Source organism: Ottowia pentelensis, from assembly GCF_964341695.1.
In genome coordinates this window covers 3,451,208-3,468,875 of the sequence record NZ_OZ224513.1, presented here as the reverse complement: position 1 = coordinate 3,468,875, position 17,668 = coordinate 3,451,208, and the positions used below count along the sequence as shown (strand labels likewise).

Here is a 17,668-nt window from a genome sequence, read left to right as displayed (position 1 = left end):
TCGCCGTAGCCCGAGTTACGCCTGCGCTTTGCGCCTTGATCGGACGCGTTTTGGCGATCCTTTCGGGCGCTCTGGATTCATTCACGCCTTCGCAGCGCCGCCAGCAGCTTCTGCCCCGCGCGCCCATCGGCCTTCATGCCCAGGCGCTGCTGCTCGGCCTGGATGGCCTCGCGCGTCTTGGCACCGATCAGGCCGTCGGCGCTGCCGATGTCGTGGCCGCGTGCCAGCAGCAGGGTTTGCAGCTCGCGGTTTTCGGCGCGCGACAGGCCGGGGTCGTCGGTGGGCCAGGGCGTGACGAAGGCGATCGGTGCCGCCGGGTCGGCGATCAGGTCGGCCAGGTGGGCAATGGCCAGGGCGTAGTTTTCGCTCGCGTTGTAGCGATACAGCGCGTCGAAGTTGCGGCCGACCAAGAAGGCGGGCCCGCCGGCGGCCGGAATCATCAGGCCGGCGCTGGGCAAGTCGTCGGGCAGCGGCTGGCCGCTCGCCAGCGTCAGGCCGGCGCGGCGCCAGGCGGCGATGGGCTGCTTGGCCTTGCGACTGGCGCCCGAGGTGTCGAAGCCCTGGGGCAGCCGCACCTCGAAGCCCCAGGGCTGGCCGGGCCGCCAGCCGGCGTTTTGCAGGAATTTGGCGGTGGACGCCAGCGCGTCGGGCACGCTGTCCACGATGTCGCGCCGGCCGTCGCCGTCGAAGTCGACCGCGTTGGCGAAGAAGGTGCTGGGCATGAACTGCGTCTGCCCGAAGGCGCCGGCCCAGGAGCCGGTCAGCTTGTCGGCCGGGATGTGGCCTTCCTGCAGGATGCGCAGCGCGGCGGCGAACTCGCCGCGAAAGTAGCTTTGCCGGCGGCCGAAGCACGACAGCGTGGCCAGCGACTGCACCAGCGGGCGCCCGCCCAGGTTCTGGCCGAAGTTGCTCTCCACGCCCCACACGCCGGTGACGATGGCGGCCGGCACGCCCGTCTGCTGCTCTATTTTCTGCAGCGTGCCCTGCCACTTGGCAAAGGCCGCGCGGCCGTCCTGCACGCGCTCGGCGTCGTCCAGCATGGCCAGGTAGTCCCACACCGGGGTGGTGAACTCGGGCTGGCGATTGAGCAGCACCAGCACCGAGGGGTCGGGCGCCAGGCCCGTGGTGGCCTGCGCGTAGGTCGCGCCGCTGACGGCGCTGAAGGCCGCCGTGCCCTTCAGGCGGGCCAGGCAGGCGCTGAATTCGGCCGGGTCGGCGCTGGGGGTGGCGTCTTGCGCCGCGGCGGGCAGGGCGAAGCCCAGGCCGGCGGCCAGGGCCCAAGCGAGGCGCAGGAGGCGATGATGCAAAATCATTCAAAAATGATAGCTGATCGCGCTTGTCAGATAAGCGCCAGGGCCTGAAAAAGCTTGTAAAACCTGGACCATCAAGTCGCCTGCAGCGCCAGCACCAGGCGGCGCGTGGACGGGTCTTCGGCCATGGGCAGGTCGGCAAAGCCCAGCTGGCGCCCCAGCTCCAGCATGCGCCGGTTCTCGGTCAGCACGATGGCGAACAGGCGCGTGGTGCCGGCGGCGCGCTGGTAGGCGATCAGCTTGTCCATCAGCAGGTGGCCCAGGCCCGCGCCCTTCATCTCGTGGCGCAGGATGATGCCGAACTCGGCCTCGACGTTGTCCGGGTCGGCGATCGAGCGCGCCACGCCCAAGGTGCGCGGCGCGCCGCCCTCGCCGTCGACGGTGGCGATGAAGGCCATCTCGCGCGTGTAGTCGATCTGCACCAGCCGCGCCAGCTCGCTGCGCGCCAGGGCGCGGCGGCTGTAGAACACGCGCAGGCGCACGTCCTCGGGGTCCAGGCTGTCCAGGAAGGCGCGGTGCTGCGCCTCGTCCTCGGGGCGGATCGGGCGCAGCGTCAGCCGCTGGCCGTGCCAGTCCAGCGTCTCGGCCAGCGCGGCCGGGTAGGGCGCGATGGCAAAGCGTGCCGCGCCGGCGCCGGGCGGGCGGCGCACGCGCACACGGGCGTCCAGCGCCACCGCGCCGGCGTGGTCGACCAGCAGCGGGTTGATGTCCAGCTCGGCCAGCTCGGGCAGCTCGGCCAGCAGCTGCGACACCGCCATCAGGGTGTGGACGACGGCGTCCAGGTCGGCCGGCGGCACGTCGCGCCAGCCGGCCAGCAGGCGCGCCACGCGGGTGCGGGCGATCAGCGCGCGCGCCAGCGGGTCGTTCAGCGGCGGCAGCGCCATGGCGCTGTCCTTGAGCACCTCGACCGCCGTGCCGCCCTGGCCGAACAGCACGACCGGGCCGAAGGTGGGGTCGACGCTGGCGCCGACGATCAGCTCCTGCGCCTGCGGCTTGCGCACCATGGACTGCACGCTGAAGCCGTCCAGCCGCTCCCGCGGGTGGCTCTTGCCGATGCGCGCCAGCATGGCCTGCGCGGCCGCGCGCACGTCGGCCGCGTCCTGCAGGTTCAGCACCACGCCGCCGACGTCGGACTTGTGCGTGATGTCGCGCGACAAGATCTTGAGCACCACTGGAAAGCCGATGCGCGTGGCCTCGGCCGCCGCCGCCTCGGCGTCGGCCGCCACGCTGCTCGTGACCGCCACCGGAATGCCGTAGGCCGCGCACACGGCCTTGGCCTCGGGCTCGGTCAGCAGCTCGCGGCCCTCGGCCAGCACCTGCTCGATCAGCGGGCGCACCTGCGCCAGCCGCGGCGCGCCGGGGCCGGGCGCCGGGCCGGCGGGCGCGGCCTCGCTCAGCTCGGCCTGGTTGCAGCGGTAGGCCTGCAGCATGCCGATGGCGGCCACGGCCTGCTCGGGCATCTCGTAGCTGGCGATGCCGGCCTGGGTGAACAGCGCGCGCGCCTCGGCCACGGCGGGCCCGCCCATCCAGCAGGCGACGAGCGGCAGCGCGCGGCCGCGCTCGGGCCGCACGACGGGCACCAGCGCGCGCGCGATGTCGGTGGCCGGCACGATGGCGGTGGGCGAGTGGATGAACAGCAGCGTGCCGGCCGTGTGCGGGTGGCGCGCCAGCGCGTGCAGCGTGTCGACGTAGCGCGCCACCGGCGCGTCGCCGATGATGTCCACCGGGTTGCCGTGCGACCAGTTGGGCGGCAGCACGGCGTCCAGCGCGCCGCGCAGCGCCTCGTCCAGCGCGGCCAGCGGCACGCGGCGGGCGGCGGCGGCGTCGGCCGCCAGCACGCCGGCGCCGCCGCCGTTGGTCAGGATGGTGACGCGCTCGCCGATCGGCCCCTTGAAGCGCGTCAGGATCTCGGCCGCCAGGAACAGCTGCTCCAGGCTGTCCACGCGCAGCATGCCGGCGCGCGCGATGGCGGCGTCGTACACCGCGTCGGCGCCGGCCAGCGCGCCGGTGTGAGAGGCGGCGGCCTTCTGCCCCTGCGCGCTGCGCCCGGCCTTGAGCACGATCACCGGCTTGTTGCGCGCCGCCGCGCGCGCGGCCGACATGAACTTGCGCGCGTGCTCGATCGACTCGACGTACAGCAGGATGGCGCGCGTGTGGCCATCGCTGGCCAGGTAGTCCAGCATGTCGCCGAAGTCGACGTCGGCGTGCTCGCCCAGCGACACGAAGTGCGAAAAGCCGATGTGGCGCGCCTCGGCCCAGTCGAGCATGGCAGTGACCAGCGCGCCCGACTGCGAGACGAACGCCAGGTGGCCCGGCCGCGCCGCCACGTGGGCGAAGCTGGCGTTCAGGTGCGCGTGCGGCGCCAGCAGGCCGATGCAGTTGGGCCCCAGGATGCGCATCAGCGTGGGGCGCGCGGCGTCCAGCACGGCCTGCTTCAGCTCGGGCGTGAGGCCGGCGCTGATCAGCACCACCGCCCGCGTGCCGGCCTGCGCCAGCTGGCGCACCAGATCGAGCACGGTGGCTGGCGGCGTGCAGATCACGGCCAGCTCGGGCGTCGCCGGCAGCTCGGCCACGCGGGCGTAGCAGCGCGTGCCCGACAGCTCGGTGTACTTGGGGTTGACCGGCCACACCGCGCCCTGGAAGCCGCTGGCGCGCATGTTGCGCCACAGCGTCGCGCCGACCGAAAACGGCCGCTCGGACGCGCCGATGACGGCCACCGAGCGCGGGTCGAACAGGGAATCGAGGTTGCGGATGCTCATGGATGAACCTTGTTGTCGTGACCGCCCGCACCGGCAGCGAAACTGCGCCAGGTCAAGGACGGCCGGGCGGGCCGTCGCCATACTGAAGATCGACTGCCGAGCATTGTCTTTGTTCCTGGAGGATGACCCATGCGCCCACGTCTGTCCACCTTCTGCGGCCTGGCCCTGCTGGCTCTGACGCATATGGGCGCGGCCCAAGCCGAGCCGGCCAACTATGCGCTGGATGCCGACCACACCTACGCCACCTTCGCCATCGACCACAACGGCGCCTCGGTCAACCGCGCGCGCTTCGACGAGGTGGCGGGCTCGGTGCGCTTCGACCCGGTGGCCAGGGCCGGCGCCCTCGACCTGTACGTGCAGGTGGCCAGCGTCTACAGCGGCTCGCGCGGCTTCGACGAACACCTGCTGTCGCCCGACCTGTTCGACGCCGCGAAGTTTCCGACGATGCGTTTCGTGTCCGAGCAGCTGGTGTTCGACGGCGAGCGCCTGGTCGAGGTGCCCGGCCAGCTGACGCTGCTGGGGCGCACGCAGCCGGTCACGCTCAAGGCGCGGCAGTTTCGCTGCTACCCCAATGCGCGCGCCAAGACCGAGGCCTGCGGCGGCGACTTCGAGGCGGTGATCGACCGCACCCAGTGGGGCATGAACTACCTGGTGGACAAGGGCATGCCCAAGACCGTGCGCATCACGGCCACCATCGAGGCGTTCCGGCAATAGGCCGGATTGCAAGCCAAATCGGCTGCTTGCGCGCTTACAGCCAGCGCAAGCAGCTATCAAAAACGGACTGAAGGCCGCGCCGCGACTCAGCGGGTGCGCCGCCGCACCTGCGCCTCGTCGACCGCCAGCGCGGTCATGTTGACCAGGCGCCGCACGGTGGAGGAGGGTGTCAGCACGTGCGCCGGCGCGGCGGCGCCCAGCAGCATGGGGCCGATGGTGACGCCGGCGCCGGCCACCGTCTTGAGCACGTTGAACAGGATGTTGGCCGCGTCCAGGTTGGGGCACACCAGCAGGTTGGCCTCGCCGCTCAAGGTGCTGTCGGGCATGGTGCGCGCGCGCAGGGCGGCCGACAGGGCGCTGTCGCCGTGCATCTCGCCGTCGCATTCGACCTCGGGCGCCAGCTGGCGGAACAGGTCGCGCGCGCGGCGCATCTTGAGCGCCGAGGCGTCCTTGGACGAACCGAAGTTGGAGTGCGACAAAAACGCCACCTTGGGCGGCAGGCCGAAGTTGTGCACCTCGGTGGCGGCCATCTTGGCGATGCCGGCCAGCAGCTCGGCGCTGGGGTCTTCGTGCACGTAGGTGTCGCAGATGAACAGCGTGCGCTCGTGCAGCATGATGGCGTTGAGCGCGGCCAGGTCGGGCGCGCCGGGCTCGACGCCGATGATGTCGCGGATGTTGTCCAGGTGCGCGTGGTAGCGCCCGACGGTGCCGCACAGCATGGCGTCGGCGTCGCCCAGGTGCAGCATCAGCGCGGCGATCACGGTGTTGGAGCGGCGCACCGCGGTCTTGGCCGTGTCCACGCTGACGCCATTGCGCGCCATCCGGTGGTGGTAGGTCTCCCAGTACTGGCGAAAGCGCGGGTCGTCCTCGGGGTTGACGTTGTCCACGTCCGCGCCCAGGCGGATGCGCAGGCCGGCCTTCTTGATGCGCTGCTCGATCACGGCCGGGCGGCCGATCAGGATGGGGCGCGCCAGCTTGTCGTCGACCGCCACCTGCGCGGCGTGCAGCACGCGCTCGTCCTCGCCCTCGGCGTAGGCCACGCGCTTGTGCGCCGGGTTGGCGGCGCGCGCGGCGTGCAGCACCGGCTGCATCACCATGCCGGTCTGGTAGATGAAGCGCGTGAGCTGCGTGCGGTAGGCGTCCAGGTCGGCGATGGGGCGCTCGGCCACGCCCGACTTGGCGGCCGCCTCGGCCACGGCCGGGGCGATGCGCAGGATCAGGCGCGGGTCGAAGGGCGTGGGGATGATGTATTCGGGGCCGAAGTGCAGCTCCTTGCCGGCATAGGCGGTGGCCACCTCGGCGCTGGTCTCGGCCTTGGCCAGGGCGGCGATTTCGCGCACGCAGGCCAGCTTCATCTCCTCGGTGATCTTGCTGGCGCCGCAGTCCAGCGCGCCGCGAAAGATGTACGGGAAGCACAGGACGTTGTTGACCTGGTTGGGGTAGTCGCTGCGCCCGGTGGCGACGATGCAGTCGGGCCGCGCGGCCTTGGCGTCCTCGGGGCGGATCTCGGGCTCGGGGTTGGCCAGCGCCAGGATGATCGGCTGGTCGGCCATGGTCTTGACCATCTCTTGCGTCAGCACGCCGGGCGCCGAGCAGCCCAAAAACACGTCGGCGCCCTTCACCACGTCGGCCAGCGTGCGCGCGCCGGTGTCGGGCTGGGCGTAGCGCGCCTTGGAGGCGTCGACGCTGGCGCGGCCCTTGTAGATCAGGCCCTTGGAGTCGCAGGCGTGCACGTTGGCGGGCTTGACGCCCAGCGCCACCATCACGTCCAGGCAGGCGATGGCGGCGGCACCGGCACCGCTGACGGCCACCTTCACGTTCTCGATCTTCTTGCCCACCAGCTCCAGGCCGTTGAGCAGCGCGGCCGACGAGATGATGGCGGTGCCGTGCTGGTCGTCGTGAAACACCGGGATGTTCATGCGCTCGCGCAGCTTCTTCTCGATGTAGAAGCACTCGGGCGCCTTGATGTCCTCCAGGTTGATGCCGCCCAGCGTCGGCTCCAGCGCGGCGATGATGTCGACCAGCTTGTCGGGGTCGTGCTCGTCCAGCTCGATGTCGAACACGTCGATGCCGGCGAACTTCTTGAACAGGCAGCCCTTGCCCTCCATCACCGGCTTGCCTGCCAGCGCGCCGATGTTGCCCAGGCCCAGCACGGCGGTGCCGTTGGTGATGACGCCCACCAGGTTGCCGCGCGCCGTGTAGTCGGCCGCCTTGCTGGGGTCGGCCTGAATGTCCAGGCAGGGGTAGGCCACGCCGGGCGAATAGGCCAGCGACAGGTCGAGCTGGTTGGCCAGCGGCTTGGTGGGCGTGACCGAAATCTTGCCGCGCACCGGGCTGCGGTGGTATTCACGCGCGGCATCGCGCAGCGCAGCCTCGGCGGGGCTCAGGGATTTGCTCATGGTGTCTCCGGCAGACGCTTGTGATTGGACGGCACAAGCCTACTCCAAATCACCCCCGCGCTGCCGTGAGACGGCCAAAAATCTGAATCAAATCGGGTGCTGGCGCCCGCGCATCAAGCGTTGAAAGCTATCAAAATGATAGTTTCATGCGTGGGCATGGGTGCGCGTGGCCTTGGCCTGCAGGCGCTCGCGCAGCCAGCGCAGCGCGCCGGCGCAGCGCCCGGCAGCAGGCTGCCAGTGAAAGGCCACCAGCGCCACCTGCGTGGCCGGGGCCTGCGTCAAATGGATCGGCTCGATCACCACCGTTTCGCCCGCGCGCAGCGCCAGCGGCGCGTCGGCCGCCACGTACAGGTCGTCCGGCGCGTGGCTGGGGCGCGTGCCGCGACGCGTGACCCACAGCGCGCCCTGGGTCACGCGCAGCTGGCCGGCCGAGGGCACGCGCAGGGTGCGCGCCTGCCCGGGCTGCAGCGTCACGCCGACGCCCTGGGACAAGGACAGGCTGGGTGAGGTTTGCAGCGCGAGGGCGGACATGGTGGGCTCCTGTGAAAAACGATCTCGGAATCAATCCGAGGCCTGAATGATCCGCCGATCCCCATTGACAGTCCAATGAAATCCGGCCACGCTATTGATTCCCGATCCGCATCAATGCCGCCGTGCTGCACTCCCAGACCCACCTGCGCTCGCGCCCCGTCCAGGCCGGCCACCTGCGCGCCTTCGAGGCGGTGGCGCGCCACCTCAACTTCCGCCTGGCGGCGGAGGAAATGGCGCTCACCCAGTCCGCCGTCAGCCGCCAGATCCAGGCGCTGGAGGAGGACGTCGGCGTGCCCCTGTTCCTGCGCCACACGCGCGCCGTCGAGCTGACCGAGGCCGGCACGCAACTGCTCACCGCCGTCGGGCAGGCGCTGCCACGCATCGACGCCGCCGTGCGCCACATCCGCCAGAACGCGGGGCGCCGCCACGTGTCGGTCACCACCTTCGCCTCGTTCGCGTCGATGTGGCTGATCCCCAAGCTGGAGGCCTTCCAACGCGAGCACCCCGACATCGACATCCGCATCGAGGCCAGCGACAGCGCGGTCGACCTGGAGGTGACCGACATCGACGTCGCCGTGCGCTACGCCCCGGCCGACCGCATGCTGCCCGGCGCCAGCCGCCTGTTCGGCGAATCCGTCACCCCCATGGCCAGCCCCTGGCTGCTGAAAAGCGGCCCGCGCCTGAAGACCCCCGCCGACCTGCTGGCCCACACCCTGATCGAGGCAGCCGACGCCTACACGCCGCACCTGGCGTGGCTGACCTGGCGCCGCTGGCTGGACGCCAACGGGCTGGAGCTGGCGCAGCCCAAGCGCTGGCTCAGCTTCAACTACGCCTACCAGATGGTGCAGGCGGCGCTGTCGGGCCAGGGCGTGGTGCTGGCGCGCCCGCCGCTGGTGGCCGAGAGCCTGGCGCGCGGCGAGCTGGTCGAGGTGTTCGCGCCCGACGCCTATCCCCAGGCGCGCCTGGTCTCGCCCATGGCCTACTGGGTGCTGGTGTCGCCGCACAGCGGCCAGCGCGCCGAGGTGCGCGCCTTCGCCGACTGGCTGGCCGCGCAGGCCGTGGCGACGCGGGCCGTGACGGGGGAGCGGGCGTAGTGCGGCGTCAAAGGCCGTTCACACCGGCCACACCACCCCGTTGTCGTTCAGGATGGCGTCCAGCGGCACGTCGTGCGGCTCGGGCTCCAGCTCTTCCAGAAAGCCCTGGGTAAAGCCCAGGCCCACGGTGTGCGGGCGCGGCTGCAGCGCGGCCAGGGTGCGGTCGTAAAAGCCGCCGCCGTAGCCCAGCCGGTAGCCGCCCGGCCCGTAGCCCACGCACGGCACGAACAGCAGCGTGGGCACGATCAGCTCGGTGTCCTTGGGCTTGGGGATGCCGTAGGCGTCTTCCTCCATCGGGCAGCCGGGGTACCAGGCGTGAAACGTCAGCGTGCGGTGCAGCTTGTCGACCACCGGCAGGCCGATGCGCCGGCGCTGGGGCTCATCCATCAGCTCGCCGTCTTCCTTCCAGCGGTGCAGCGCGGGCAGGGGGTCGAACTCGCCCTTGATCGGCCAATAGGCGCCGATCACCGTGTCCGGGCGCCCGATCAGCCAGATGCGCATGATGTCCTGCAGCGCGTCGGCGCGCGCCAGCCGGTCGGGCAGGTGCAGGCGCTCTTGCACCAGACGCGCGCGCAGGGATTTTTTGTCGGGTGACGTGGTCATAATGGATTCATGCGTGGGATTTGGATTCTGACACCGCTGCTTCTGGCGCTGGGCTTGGCCTTGGGCGTGCCGGCGCGCGCGCAGCAGCCGGCCGCCGACAGCGCCGCGCCAGCCGCCGCCAGCGCGGCCGACGACAGCGTCATCCTCGACATGCGCGAGGCCTTTCGCCGCGGCGACAAGGAGCGCCTGGCGGCCCTGCTGCCGCTGGCGCGCGGCAAGGTGCTCGAGCCTTGGGCCGCCTACTGGGCGCTCAAGGCGCGGCTGGAGGACGCCACCGAGCCCGAGGTGCAGGACTTTCTGAGCCGCTGGGCCGGCACTTACCAGGAAGACCGCCTGCGCAACGACTGGCTGCTGCTGGCCGGCAAGCGGCGCGACTGGGCCGCCTTTGCGCGCGAGCTGCCGCGCTTTCGCATGGGCGACGACCCCGAGGTGCGCTGCTACGCCACCGCCATGCAGCTGCTGCAGGGCGCGCCCGCCAGCGCCGCCATGACCGACCAAGTGCGCCGCGACTGGCTGGCCGAGCGCCGCGAGGGCGACGGCTGCCTGCTGGCGGCCGATTTGCTGCACCAGGCCGGGCGCATCACGGGCGAAGACGTGTGGCACAAGGCGCGTCTGGCCGTCGAGTCGGGCCGCAGCGGGCTGGCGCGCGCGGCGGTGGCGCTCGAATCGCCCGACGCCGCCGTTGCCGTGGCGCAAATCCACAACGGCGCCGCGCGCTACCTGGCCGGGCGCAACGCCAGCGCCGCCACGCGCCAGGGACAAGAGCTGGTGGTGCTGGCGCTGGTGCGCCTGGCCACGCAGGATGCCGACCAGGCCGCCAGCACGCTGCAGGCCAAGTGGGCCCGGCAGCTGACGCCCGCGCAGCGCAACTGGCTGTGGGCCGCGCTGGGCAAGCAGGCCACGCTCAAGCTGCAGGACGACGCCTGGTCCGACTTTGCCCAGGTCACGCGCGTGCAGGATTTGGGCGACGACCTGCTGAGCTGGCAGGCGCGCGCCGCCCTGCGTGCCGGCCAGTGGCGCGGCGTGCGTGCCGCCATCGAGGCCATGAGCGAGCCGCTGCGGCGCGAGCCGACCTGGGTGTACTGGAACGCCCGCGCCGGCCTGGCGCTGGCGCCCGAGGGCGCCGCCGGCGACGCGGCGCGCGCCGACGCCCGCCAGCAGCTGCAGGGCATCGCCAACGGCCGCGGCTTTTATGAAAAGCTGGCGCTGGAGGCGCTGGGCGAGCCGCTGCAGCGCGCGCCCGAGCCGGCGCCGCTCACCGCCGACGAGCGCGCCGCCGCCGCCGCCAACCCCGGCCTGCAGCGCGCCCTGCGCGCCATTGCCGTCGGCCTGCGCAGCGAGGGCGTGCGCGAGTGGAACTACTGGACCAACCTGCACCAGAGCGGCGGCATGAACGACCGCCAGCTCTACGCCGCCGCCGCGCTGGCCTGCCAGGCCAAGGTGTGGGACCGCTGCATCAACACCAGCGAGCGCATCCAGGGCTTTCAGGACTTCGAGCAGCGCTTTCCCACCCCGCACCGCGCCGAGGTGCTGCGCCAGGCGCAGGCCATCGGGCTCGACCCGGCCTACGTCTACGGCCTGATCCGGCAGGAAAGCCGCTTCGTCATCGACGCGCGCTCGCACGTCGGCGCCTCGGGGCTGATGCAGATCATGCCCGCCACCGCGCGCTGGACGGCGCGCAAGATCGGCCTGGACGGCTTCGTGCCCGACATGCTGGGCGAGCTGGACACCAACATCCTGATCGGCACCAGCTACCTCAAGCTGGCGGTCGACGAGTTTCGCGGCTCGCTGCCGCTGGCCGCTGCCGCCTACAACGCCGGCCCGCGCCGCCCGCGCGCCTGGCGCAACGGCCCGGTGCTGGACGGCGCCATCTGGGCCGAGACGGTGCCCTTTGCCGAAACGCGCGACTACGTCAAGAAGGTGCTGTCCAACACCGTGGACTACGCCCTGCTGCTGGGCGAATCGCGCACTTCGCTGCGCGCGCGGCTGGGCCGCATCGGTCCGGCGCCGGCCGAGGAGACGGCGCTGACGCAGGATTTGCCTTGAGAAAAATTTAATCAAATCGGCCTCTGGCGCCCGCCAAGCGTGCGCCGGCAGCTATCGAAATAGGAGAAATCGATGGCGTTGAAGGTTCTGGTGCTGGGCGGCTCGGGCTTGGTCGGCCGCCATCTGATCGAGCGCCTGCAGCGCCTGCGCGCCGACGTCACGGTGCCCACGCGCCGCTACGCCGCCGCGCGCGAGCTGTGGCCGCTGCCCTGCGTCAACCTGGTGGTGACCGACGTCACGCAGCCCGGCGTGCTGGCGCGCCTGGTGCCGGGCCACGACGCGGTGGTCAACCTGGTGGCGCGCCTGCACGGCAGCGCGGCGCAGTTCGAGCAGCTGCACGTGGGCCTGCCGCGCGAGCTGGCCGCCGCCTGCGCGGCCAGCGGCGTGCGCCGCGTGCTGCACGTCAGCGCGCTGGGGGCCGCGGCCGACGCGCCCTCGCGCTACCAGCGCAGCAAGGCCGCGGGCGAGGGCGTGCTGCAACAGGCGGCGGCCATGCACGGACTCGATGTGACGCTGCTGCGCCCCAGCCTGATCTTCGGCGCCGACGACCGCCTGCTGAAGCTGTTTGCCCGCCTGCAGCGCAACCTGCCGCTGATGCCCATGGGCCGCGCCGACGCCCGCTTTCAGCCGGTGTGGGTGGGCGACGTGGCCAGCGCGCTGGCGCGCTGCCTGCAGGACGCGACCACCATCGGCCAGACCTACGAGCTCTGCGGGCCCGAGGTGATCACCCTGCGCGAGCTGGTGCAGGCGGCCGGCCAGTGGGCCGGCGTGCGCGGCGGGCGCGGCCGGCCCGTGCTGGGCCTGCCGGCGCCGCTGGCGCGGCTGCAGGCGCTGGCCATGGAATGCCTGCCCGGCACCCCGCTGCTGAGCCGCGACAACCTCGACTCGATGAAGGTCGACAACGTCGCCAGCGGCCAGTTGCCCGGCCTGCGCGAGCTGGGCATCACGCCCGCGCCGCTGTCGGCCCTCGGCCCGATGATCCTGGGCGCCGACGGGGCGGTGTCGCGCCTGGACGTGTGGCGGCGCAGCGCGGGACGCTGAGGCCCGAGGCGCGCTAGCATGGGCGCCGTGCAAACGGAGGCGCTCATGCTCAAGCTCTACATCGGCAACAAGAACTACTCGTCCTGGTCCATGCGGCCCTGGGTGCTGCTCCGGCAGGCCGGCATCGACTTCGAGGAAGTGCAGCTGCGCTTCGACTCGTTCTCGGGCGACTCGGACTTCAAGCGGCGGCTGGGCGGCATCGCGCCCGCCGGCAAGGTGCCGGTGCTGACCGACGGCAACTTCGCCGTGTGGGACACGCTGGCCATCGCCGAATACCTGGCCGAGAAGTTTCCCGATCGGCAGCTGTGGCCGCAGGGCGTCAAGGCGCGCGCCCGCGCCCGCAGCATCTGCGCCGAGATGCATTCGGGCTTCGGCGCGCTGCGCGGCGCCTGCGGCATGAACATCGAGGCGCGCCTGCCCGAGGTGGGCGCCATCGTCTGGCGCGACAACGCCGGCGTGCGCGCCGACGTCGGCCGCCTGGTGGCCATGTGGCAGGAGTTGCTGGCCGAGCACGGCGGCCCCATGCTGTTCGGCGACTTCGGCATCGCCGACGCCTACTTCACGCCGGTGATGATGCGCTTTCGCACCTACGCGCTGCCGGCGCCCGCCGCCGTCACGGCCTGGATGGACCGCGTGTGCGCGCTGCCCGGCGTCCGCGCCTGGATCGACGCCGCGCTGGCCGAGCACGACTTCATCGACTTCGAGGAGCCTTATCGGTTGACGCGCTGAGGGCGCGGGTCAATCGCCCGGCCAGTCCAGCCGCGCCACCTGCTCGGGCGTGAGCGGCGGTGCTGGTTCAGCGGCCGGTGGCGGCGCGGCCGCCGGCGCCGCGCCCTGGCGCCACCACGGCCGCACGCGCTCGGCCTGCGCCGGCTGCACCGCCTCGCCCAGGCGCGGCATCACCAGATGCACGCCCGCGTGCGGCGCCAGCTCCAGCAGGCGCTCGGCCGGCTGGTCCCAGTCGTGCAAGGCCAGCGCGAAGGTGCCCCAGTGCACCGGCAGCAGGGGCGGGTGGCCCAGCAGGGCCAGCGCCTGCAGCGCATGGTCGGGGCCCAGGTGCATGTCGCCCCAGGCGGGGTAGTACGCGCCCACCTCCAGCAGCGCCAGGTCGAACGGGCCCAGGCGCGCGCGGATGGCGGCGTATTCGCCCGACAGGCCGGTGTCGCCGCTGAAGAACACCGCGTGGCGCGGCCCGCGCACCACCATCGACGACCACAGCGTGCTGTTGCGCGTCTTCAGCGTGCGGCCGCTGAAGTGCTGCGAGGGCGCGGCGGTGATCGTGAGGCCCGTGTTCGGCACGGTCCAGCTTTCCCACCAGTCCAGCTCGTGGATGCGCTCGGGCGCGATGCCCCAGGCCTGCAGGTGCGCGCCCACGCCCAGTGAGGTGACGAAGGGCACGTTCGAGCGCGCCAGCGCCTTGATGGTGGGGTAGTCCAGGTGGTCGTAATGGTCGTGCGAGACGACGATGGCATCCACCGCCGGCAGCTCGCGCAGCGCCACCGGCACCGGCTGAAAGCGCTTCGGCCCGACGCCGATCAGCGGCGAGGCGCGTGGGCCCCACACCGGATCGGTCAGCACGCGCCAGCCATCCACTTCGAGCAGCACGGTGGAGTGGCCCAGCCAGGTCGCGCGCAGGCCGCTTTGCGGCGCGTGCAGCCAGGCGGCGCGTGGGTCGAGCGCGGGCAGCGGCGCGCGCGGCACGCGCCGCCCGCCGGGCCACAGCAGATCGCGCAGCGAGGGCATGGGCACGCTCGCGTCGCGCAGGCCGGCGGCAATGGGATATTGATTGCGAAAGCCCTCGCCCTGCCACAGCGGCGAGGCGTGCATGCGCTCCAGGCGCGCGCCGTGGGCGAGATGTCCGAAGGATTTCATGCAGCGTAATGGCGTCGGTCCGATGCGTCCATCATGAACCCATTGACGCGCGGTTGCCCGAGCCGCCGCGCCACCCGCATTCACGCGCTGCGGGTGCGGGCTTGGCCGGCGCCGTCAGCGGCCGGCGGGGCGATGCGGCCCAATGCGCATCAGGCCGTCACACATCGTTCACTGGAACTTGCCATGCCCACCGTCGAATCGAGCTTTCCCGACTTCTTTGCCGACGCGCCGCAGCTGACGCTGCGCGACCCGCTGGCCGAGTTCCTGGGCGCCGCGCGTGGTGGCCTGATGACCTATCGCTACGTCGACGCCGTGCGCCTTGCCGGCCACTCGTGCCCCACGGTGGCCGGCGCCTGGCTGATGACGCTGCACGGTCTGCGCGCGCTGTACGGCGACGACACGCCGGTGCGCGGCGAGATCGATGTCTTCATGCGCGACGGCCGCGAGGACGGCGCCAACGGCGTCATCGCCACCGTGGTGCAGCTCGTCACCGGCGCGGCGCCCGAAACCGGCTTTCACGGCATCGGCGGGCGCTTCGGGCGCCATCAGCTGCTGCGCTTCGACCAGCCCGTGCAGGGCACGCTGGGCCTGCGCCGCCAGGACACAGGCCGCGCGGTGCAGGTCGAGCTGGACGCCTCCGTCGTGCCCTGGACCGACGAGATGCGCGCCCTGCTGCCGCGCGCCGCCGCCGGCCGCGCCAGCGCCGACGAGCTGGCGCGCTTCGGCACCCTGTGGCAGGGCCGCGTGCGCCAGATGCTGGTCGAGCACGCCCACGACCCGCAACTGGTTCGCGTCGCGGCCTGGGATGCGGCCGTGCCGGCCTGACCGAAGCCCTGAGCCAAGCCCCGCCGATACACTGGGGCCATGCAAATCTACATGGTCGGCGGTGCGGTGCGCGACCGGCTGCTGGGCCTGCCGGTGCAGGACCGCGACTGGGTGGTGGTGGGCGCCACGCCCGAGCAGATGGTGGCGCGCGGCTTCGTGCCCGTGGGGCGCGACTTTCCGGTCTTTCTGCATCCCGACACGCACGAGGAATACGCGCTGGCGCGCACCGAGCGCAAGAGCGGGCGCGGCTATCGCGGCTTCGTGGTGCACGCCAGCCCCGACGTGACGCTGCAAGAAGATTTGGCGCGGCGCGACTTGACTATCAATTCAATAGCTGCTTGCGCAGATTGGGCGGGCGCTGCGGGCCAATTTGATTTAGAAGACGGCCTGATCGACCCCTACGGCGGCCAGCGCGACCTGCGCGCGCGCGTGCTGCGCCACGTCACCGCCGCCTTTGCCGAAGACCCGGTGCGCATCCTGCGCGTGGCGCGCTTTGCCGCGCGCTTTCACGACTTCGCCATCGCACCCGAGACCCTGGCCCTGATGCACCAGATGGTGGCCGCGGGCGAGGCCGACCACCTGGTGCCCGAGCGCGTGTGGCAGGAGCTGGCGCGCGGCCTGATGGAAGCGCACCCGGCGCGCATGTTCGAGGTGCTGCGCCAATGCGGCGCGCTGGCCGTGGTGCTGCCCGAGCTGGACCGCCTGTGGGGCGTGCCGCAAACCGCCAGCCACCACCCCGAGATCGACACCGGCGTGCACGTGATGCTGGTGCTGCAGATGGCCGTGCGCCTGCAGGCGCCGCTGCCCGTGCGCTGGGCCTGCCTGATGCACGACCTGGGCAAGGGCACGACGCCGGCCGATGTGCTGCCCCGACACCTGGGTCACGAGCAGCGCAGCGTCAAGCTGTTGAAAGCCGTGGGCCAGCGCCTGCGCGTGCCCGGCGAATGCACCGAGCTGGCCGAGGTGGTGGCGCGCGAGCACGGCAACATCCACCGCAGCGCCGGCCTCAACGCCGCCGCGCTGCTGCGCCTGCTCGAGCGCTGCGACGCGCTGCGCAAGCCCGAGCGCTTTGCCGACGTGCTGTTGGCCTGCGAGTGCGACGCGCGCGGGCGCCAGGGACTGCAGGATGTGGCCTACCCGCCGCGCCCGCGTCTGCTGGCCGCACTGGCGACTGCGCAGGCAGTGAATACGGGCGCCGTGGCTCAGGCGGCGCAGCGAGATGGCGCACGGGGTGAGGCGATCGGCAAGGCGATCGCGCGTGCTCGCACGCAGGCACTGCAAGAGCAGACCGCAGATGGATCGTATTCGTTGCAATAAAGCAATAAATTATTGTAAATATCGTGACGTAATTCAATGAGCGTAGTGCAATTGGCGACCCCCAACAAACGCTCAAACAAAACGGAGGTGCCAATTGACTACACGAATTCCTTTCCTTTCCCGATGCGCCAGGCTGGGCCTGGCCGGCCTGCTGGCCTTGTGCGGCACGGCGAGTTTCGCGCAGTGGAATTTCTCTGCCTGCGCCGCCACCGGCGCCACCGGGCCCACCCAGGCGGCGTGCGACACGGCCTATGGCGCCACCAACCTGGCCGGCGCCGTCACGGTGGCGGGCGGCATTCAGTCGTGGACCGTGCCGACCTCCGGCGTCTACCGCATCACCGCCGTGGGCGGCCAGGGCGCGGCGGGCGCACCCGCTCATGCGGGCGGGCGTGGCGCCGAGCTGAGTGGTGACTTCACCCTGAGCGCCGGCACCACGCTGCGCATCGCCGTGGGCCAGCAGGGGCTGGGGCAGGGCAGCAACAGCAACGGCGGCGGCGGCGGCGGCAGTTTTGTGGTGAGCAGCGCCGACAGCCCCATGCTGGTGGCTGGCGGCGGTGGAGGCACCCGAACGGGAGCGACCCGGGACGGGTGCGATGCATCGTTGACGGAGTACGGCATCGTCGGAAGCGGTGACCAGAGCACCAGCACATGTACCCCGCACACCACCGGCCTGCGGCAGGGCGGTGTGATAACGAGTTCGGACGACTATGGCTCGGCGGGCGCTGGCTTTGACACCAACGGACAAAATGACGGAAGTGTGGGAACCGGCGGCAAATCCTGGCTCAATGGGTTGGGCGGTGGTGCCAAGGTGGGTTCTTGCGGCGGCGTCAACGCCCAAGGCGGCTTTGGTGGCGGCGGGGCTGGCAACGGGTGCTGGGGCGGCGGCGGCGGCGGCGGCTATTCCGGTGGCGACGGCGGCTGGATTGCCGGCGGCGGCGGTTCGTACAACGTAGGCGCCAAGGCTGCGGCCGCGGTATCGACGGCGTCGGGCGATGGCCGGGTGGTCATTGCCTTGGTGTCGGCGGCTGCCGTGGCCCCTGTGCCCACCGCTTCAAGCGTCGGGCTGATCGCGCTGGCTCTGCTGTTGGGCGTGGCCGGCATGCGCCGCGTCCGCAGCGGGCGCGAAAGCTGAGCATCGCCGTCGCGGCGGCTTGCTT

Annotated in this window: 14 protein-coding genes; 8 read left to right on the top strand and 6 right to left on the bottom strand. The window is 71.7% G+C overall.

All coding sequences use genetic code 11. The features are described from left to right. Positions 1-77: 77 nt before the first annotated feature. Together ACWHMB_RS16730 and ACWHMB_RS16725 are read right to left on the bottom strand one after the other, a co-directional pair. A complete protein-coding gene (locus ACWHMB_RS16730) occupies positions 78-1,313 on the bottom strand; it encodes a lytic murein transglycosylase (protein WP_377479514.1) in 1,236 nt (411 codons plus the stop codon). Between the two features lie 71 nt (positions 1,314-1,384). Beyond that, complete coding sequence (locus tag ACWHMB_RS16725; RefSeq protein ID WP_377479516.1) at positions 1,385-4,069, bottom strand: bifunctional acetate--CoA ligase family protein/GNAT family N-acetyltransferase; 2,685 nt, start codon at positions 4,067-4,069, stop codon at positions 1,385-1,387. 129 nt (positions 4,070-4,198) lie between these two features. On the opposite strand from ACWHMB_RS16725, the gene ACWHMB_RS16720 reads away from it, so the two are divergent. After that, complete coding sequence (locus tag ACWHMB_RS16720; protein WP_377479519.1) at positions 4,199-4,783, top strand: YceI family protein; 585 nt, start codon at positions 4,199-4,201, stop codon at positions 4,781-4,783. A gap of 86 nt (positions 4,784-4,869) precedes the next feature. On the opposite strand, the gene ACWHMB_RS16715 is transcribed toward ACWHMB_RS16720, so the two are convergent. Continuing rightward, positions 4,870-7,182, bottom strand: a complete 2,313-nt coding sequence (locus ACWHMB_RS16715; protein WP_447648593.1) for an NADP-dependent malic enzyme — start codon at positions 7,180-7,182, stop codon at positions 4,870-4,872. A gap of 144 nt (positions 7,183-7,326) precedes the next feature. Beyond that, entirely contained in the window at positions 7,327-7,713 is a 387-nt protein-coding gene (locus ACWHMB_RS16710; protein ID WP_377479524.1) for a DUF2917 domain-containing protein, read from the bottom strand. A gap of 122 nt (positions 7,714-7,835) precedes the next feature. Here ACWHMB_RS16710 and ACWHMB_RS16705 point away from each other — a divergent pair, with 122 nt between their 5' ends. Continuing rightward, a complete protein-coding gene (locus ACWHMB_RS16705) occupies positions 7,836-8,807 on the top strand; it encodes a LysR substrate-binding domain-containing protein (RefSeq protein ID WP_293219920.1) in 972 nt (323 codons plus the stop codon). Between the two features lie 18 nt (positions 8,808-8,825). Here ACWHMB_RS16705 and ACWHMB_RS16700 read toward each other — a convergent pair whose 3' ends face one another. Beyond that, positions 8,826-9,410 carry a 5-formyltetrahydrofolate cyclo-ligase gene (locus ACWHMB_RS16700; RefSeq protein ID WP_293219917.1) on the bottom strand — a complete coding sequence of 195 codons (585 nt, stop codon included), beginning with the start codon at positions 9,408-9,410 and terminating at the stop codon, positions 8,826-8,828. 9 nt (positions 9,411-9,419) lie between these two features. On the opposite strand from ACWHMB_RS16700, the gene ACWHMB_RS16695 reads away from it, so the two are divergent. The 3 genes from ACWHMB_RS16695 to ACWHMB_RS16685 all read left to right on the top strand — a co-directional run bounded on the left by ACWHMB_RS16695 (position 9,420) and on the right by ACWHMB_RS16685 (position 13,226). Further along, entirely contained in the window at positions 9,420-11,456 is a 2,037-nt protein-coding gene (locus ACWHMB_RS16695; protein ID WP_377479528.1) for a lytic transglycosylase domain-containing protein, read from the top strand. A 72-nt stretch (positions 11,457-11,528) separates the two neighbouring features. Continuing rightward, the gene (locus tag ACWHMB_RS16690; RefSeq protein WP_377479531.1) at positions 11,529-12,497 is read left to right on the top strand and encodes a complex I NDUFA9 subunit family protein; all 969 of its coding nucleotides are present in this window, start codon (positions 11,529-11,531) and stop codon (positions 12,495-12,497) included. Positions 12,498-12,542: 45 nt separating this feature from the next. Next, a complete protein-coding gene (locus ACWHMB_RS16685) occupies positions 12,543-13,226 on the top strand; it encodes a glutathione S-transferase family protein (RefSeq protein ID WP_293223285.1) in 684 nt (227 codons plus the stop codon). A gap of 9 nt (positions 13,227-13,235) precedes the next feature. Here ACWHMB_RS16685 and ACWHMB_RS16680 read toward each other — a convergent pair whose 3' ends face one another. Next, the gene (locus ACWHMB_RS16680; RefSeq protein WP_377479535.1) at positions 13,236-14,369 is read right to left on the bottom strand and encodes an MBL fold metallo-hydrolase; all 1,134 of its coding nucleotides are present in this window, start codon (positions 14,367-14,369) and stop codon (positions 13,236-13,238) included. Positions 14,370-14,552: 183 nt separating this feature from the next. Between ACWHMB_RS16680 and ACWHMB_RS16675 the strand changes: the two genes are divergently transcribed. The 3 genes from ACWHMB_RS16675 (at position 14,553) to ACWHMB_RS16665 (ending at position 17,643) form a co-directional block, all read left to right on the top strand. Next, positions 14,553-15,194, top strand: coding sequence for a hypothetical protein (locus ACWHMB_RS16675; protein ID WP_293222382.1), 642 nt, complete (start codon positions 14,553-14,555; stop codon positions 15,192-15,194). 39 nt (positions 15,195-15,233) lie between these two features. After that, positions 15,234-16,511, top strand: coding sequence for a multifunctional CCA addition/repair protein (locus ACWHMB_RS16670; RefSeq protein WP_377479538.1), 1,278 nt, complete (start codon positions 15,234-15,236; stop codon positions 16,509-16,511). A gap of 94 nt (positions 16,512-16,605) precedes the next feature. Next, positions 16,606-17,643, top strand: a complete 1,038-nt coding sequence (locus tag ACWHMB_RS16665; RefSeq protein WP_377479540.1) for a hypothetical protein — start codon at positions 16,606-16,608, stop codon at positions 17,641-17,643. The last annotated feature ends 25 nt before the right edge of the window (positions 17,644-17,668 follow it).

What these genes read in the sequence shown, in the direction of transcription:
- ACWHMB_RS16730 (WP_377479514.1), bottom strand. Translation starts at nt 1,313, where the DNA reads ATGATTTTGCATCATCGCCTCCTGCGCCTCGCTTGGGCCCTGGCCGCC.
- ACWHMB_RS16725 (WP_377479516.1), bottom strand. Translation starts at nt 4,069, where the DNA reads ATGAGCATCCGCAACCTCGATTCCCTGTTCGACCCGCGCTCGGTGGCC.
- ACWHMB_RS16720 (WP_377479519.1), top strand. Translation starts at nt 4,199, where the DNA reads ATGCGCCCACGTCTGTCCACCTTCTGCGGCCTGGCCCTGCTGGCTCTG.
- ACWHMB_RS16715 (WP_447648593.1), bottom strand. Translation starts at nt 7,182, where the DNA reads ATGAGCAAATCCCTGAGCCCCGCCGAGGCTGCGCTGCGCGATGCCGCG.
- ACWHMB_RS16710 (WP_377479524.1), bottom strand. Translation starts at nt 7,713, where the DNA reads ATGTCCGCCCTCGCGCTGCAAACCTCACCCAGCCTGTCCTTGTCCCAG.
- ACWHMB_RS16700 (WP_293219917.1), bottom strand. Translation starts at nt 9,410, where the DNA reads ATGACCACGTCACCCGACAAAAAATCCCTGCGCGCGCGTCTGGTGCAA.
- ACWHMB_RS16695 (WP_377479528.1), top strand. Translation starts at nt 9,420, where the DNA reads ATGCGTGGGATTTGGATTCTGACACCGCTGCTTCTGGCGCTGGGCTTG.
- ACWHMB_RS16690 (WP_377479531.1), top strand. Translation starts at nt 11,529, where the DNA reads ATGGCGTTGAAGGTTCTGGTGCTGGGCGGCTCGGGCTTGGTCGGCCGC.
- ACWHMB_RS16685 (WP_293223285.1), top strand. Translation starts at nt 12,543, where the DNA reads ATGCTCAAGCTCTACATCGGCAACAAGAACTACTCGTCCTGGTCCATG.
- ACWHMB_RS16680 (WP_377479535.1), bottom strand. Translation starts at nt 14,369, where the DNA reads ATGAAATCCTTCGGACATCTCGCCCACGGCGCGCGCCTGGAGCGCATG.
- ACWHMB_RS16675 (WP_293222382.1), top strand. Translation starts at nt 14,553, where the DNA reads ATGCCCACCGTCGAATCGAGCTTTCCCGACTTCTTTGCCGACGCGCCG.
- ACWHMB_RS16670 (WP_377479538.1), top strand. Translation starts at nt 15,234, where the DNA reads ATGCAAATCTACATGGTCGGCGGTGCGGTGCGCGACCGGCTGCTGGGC.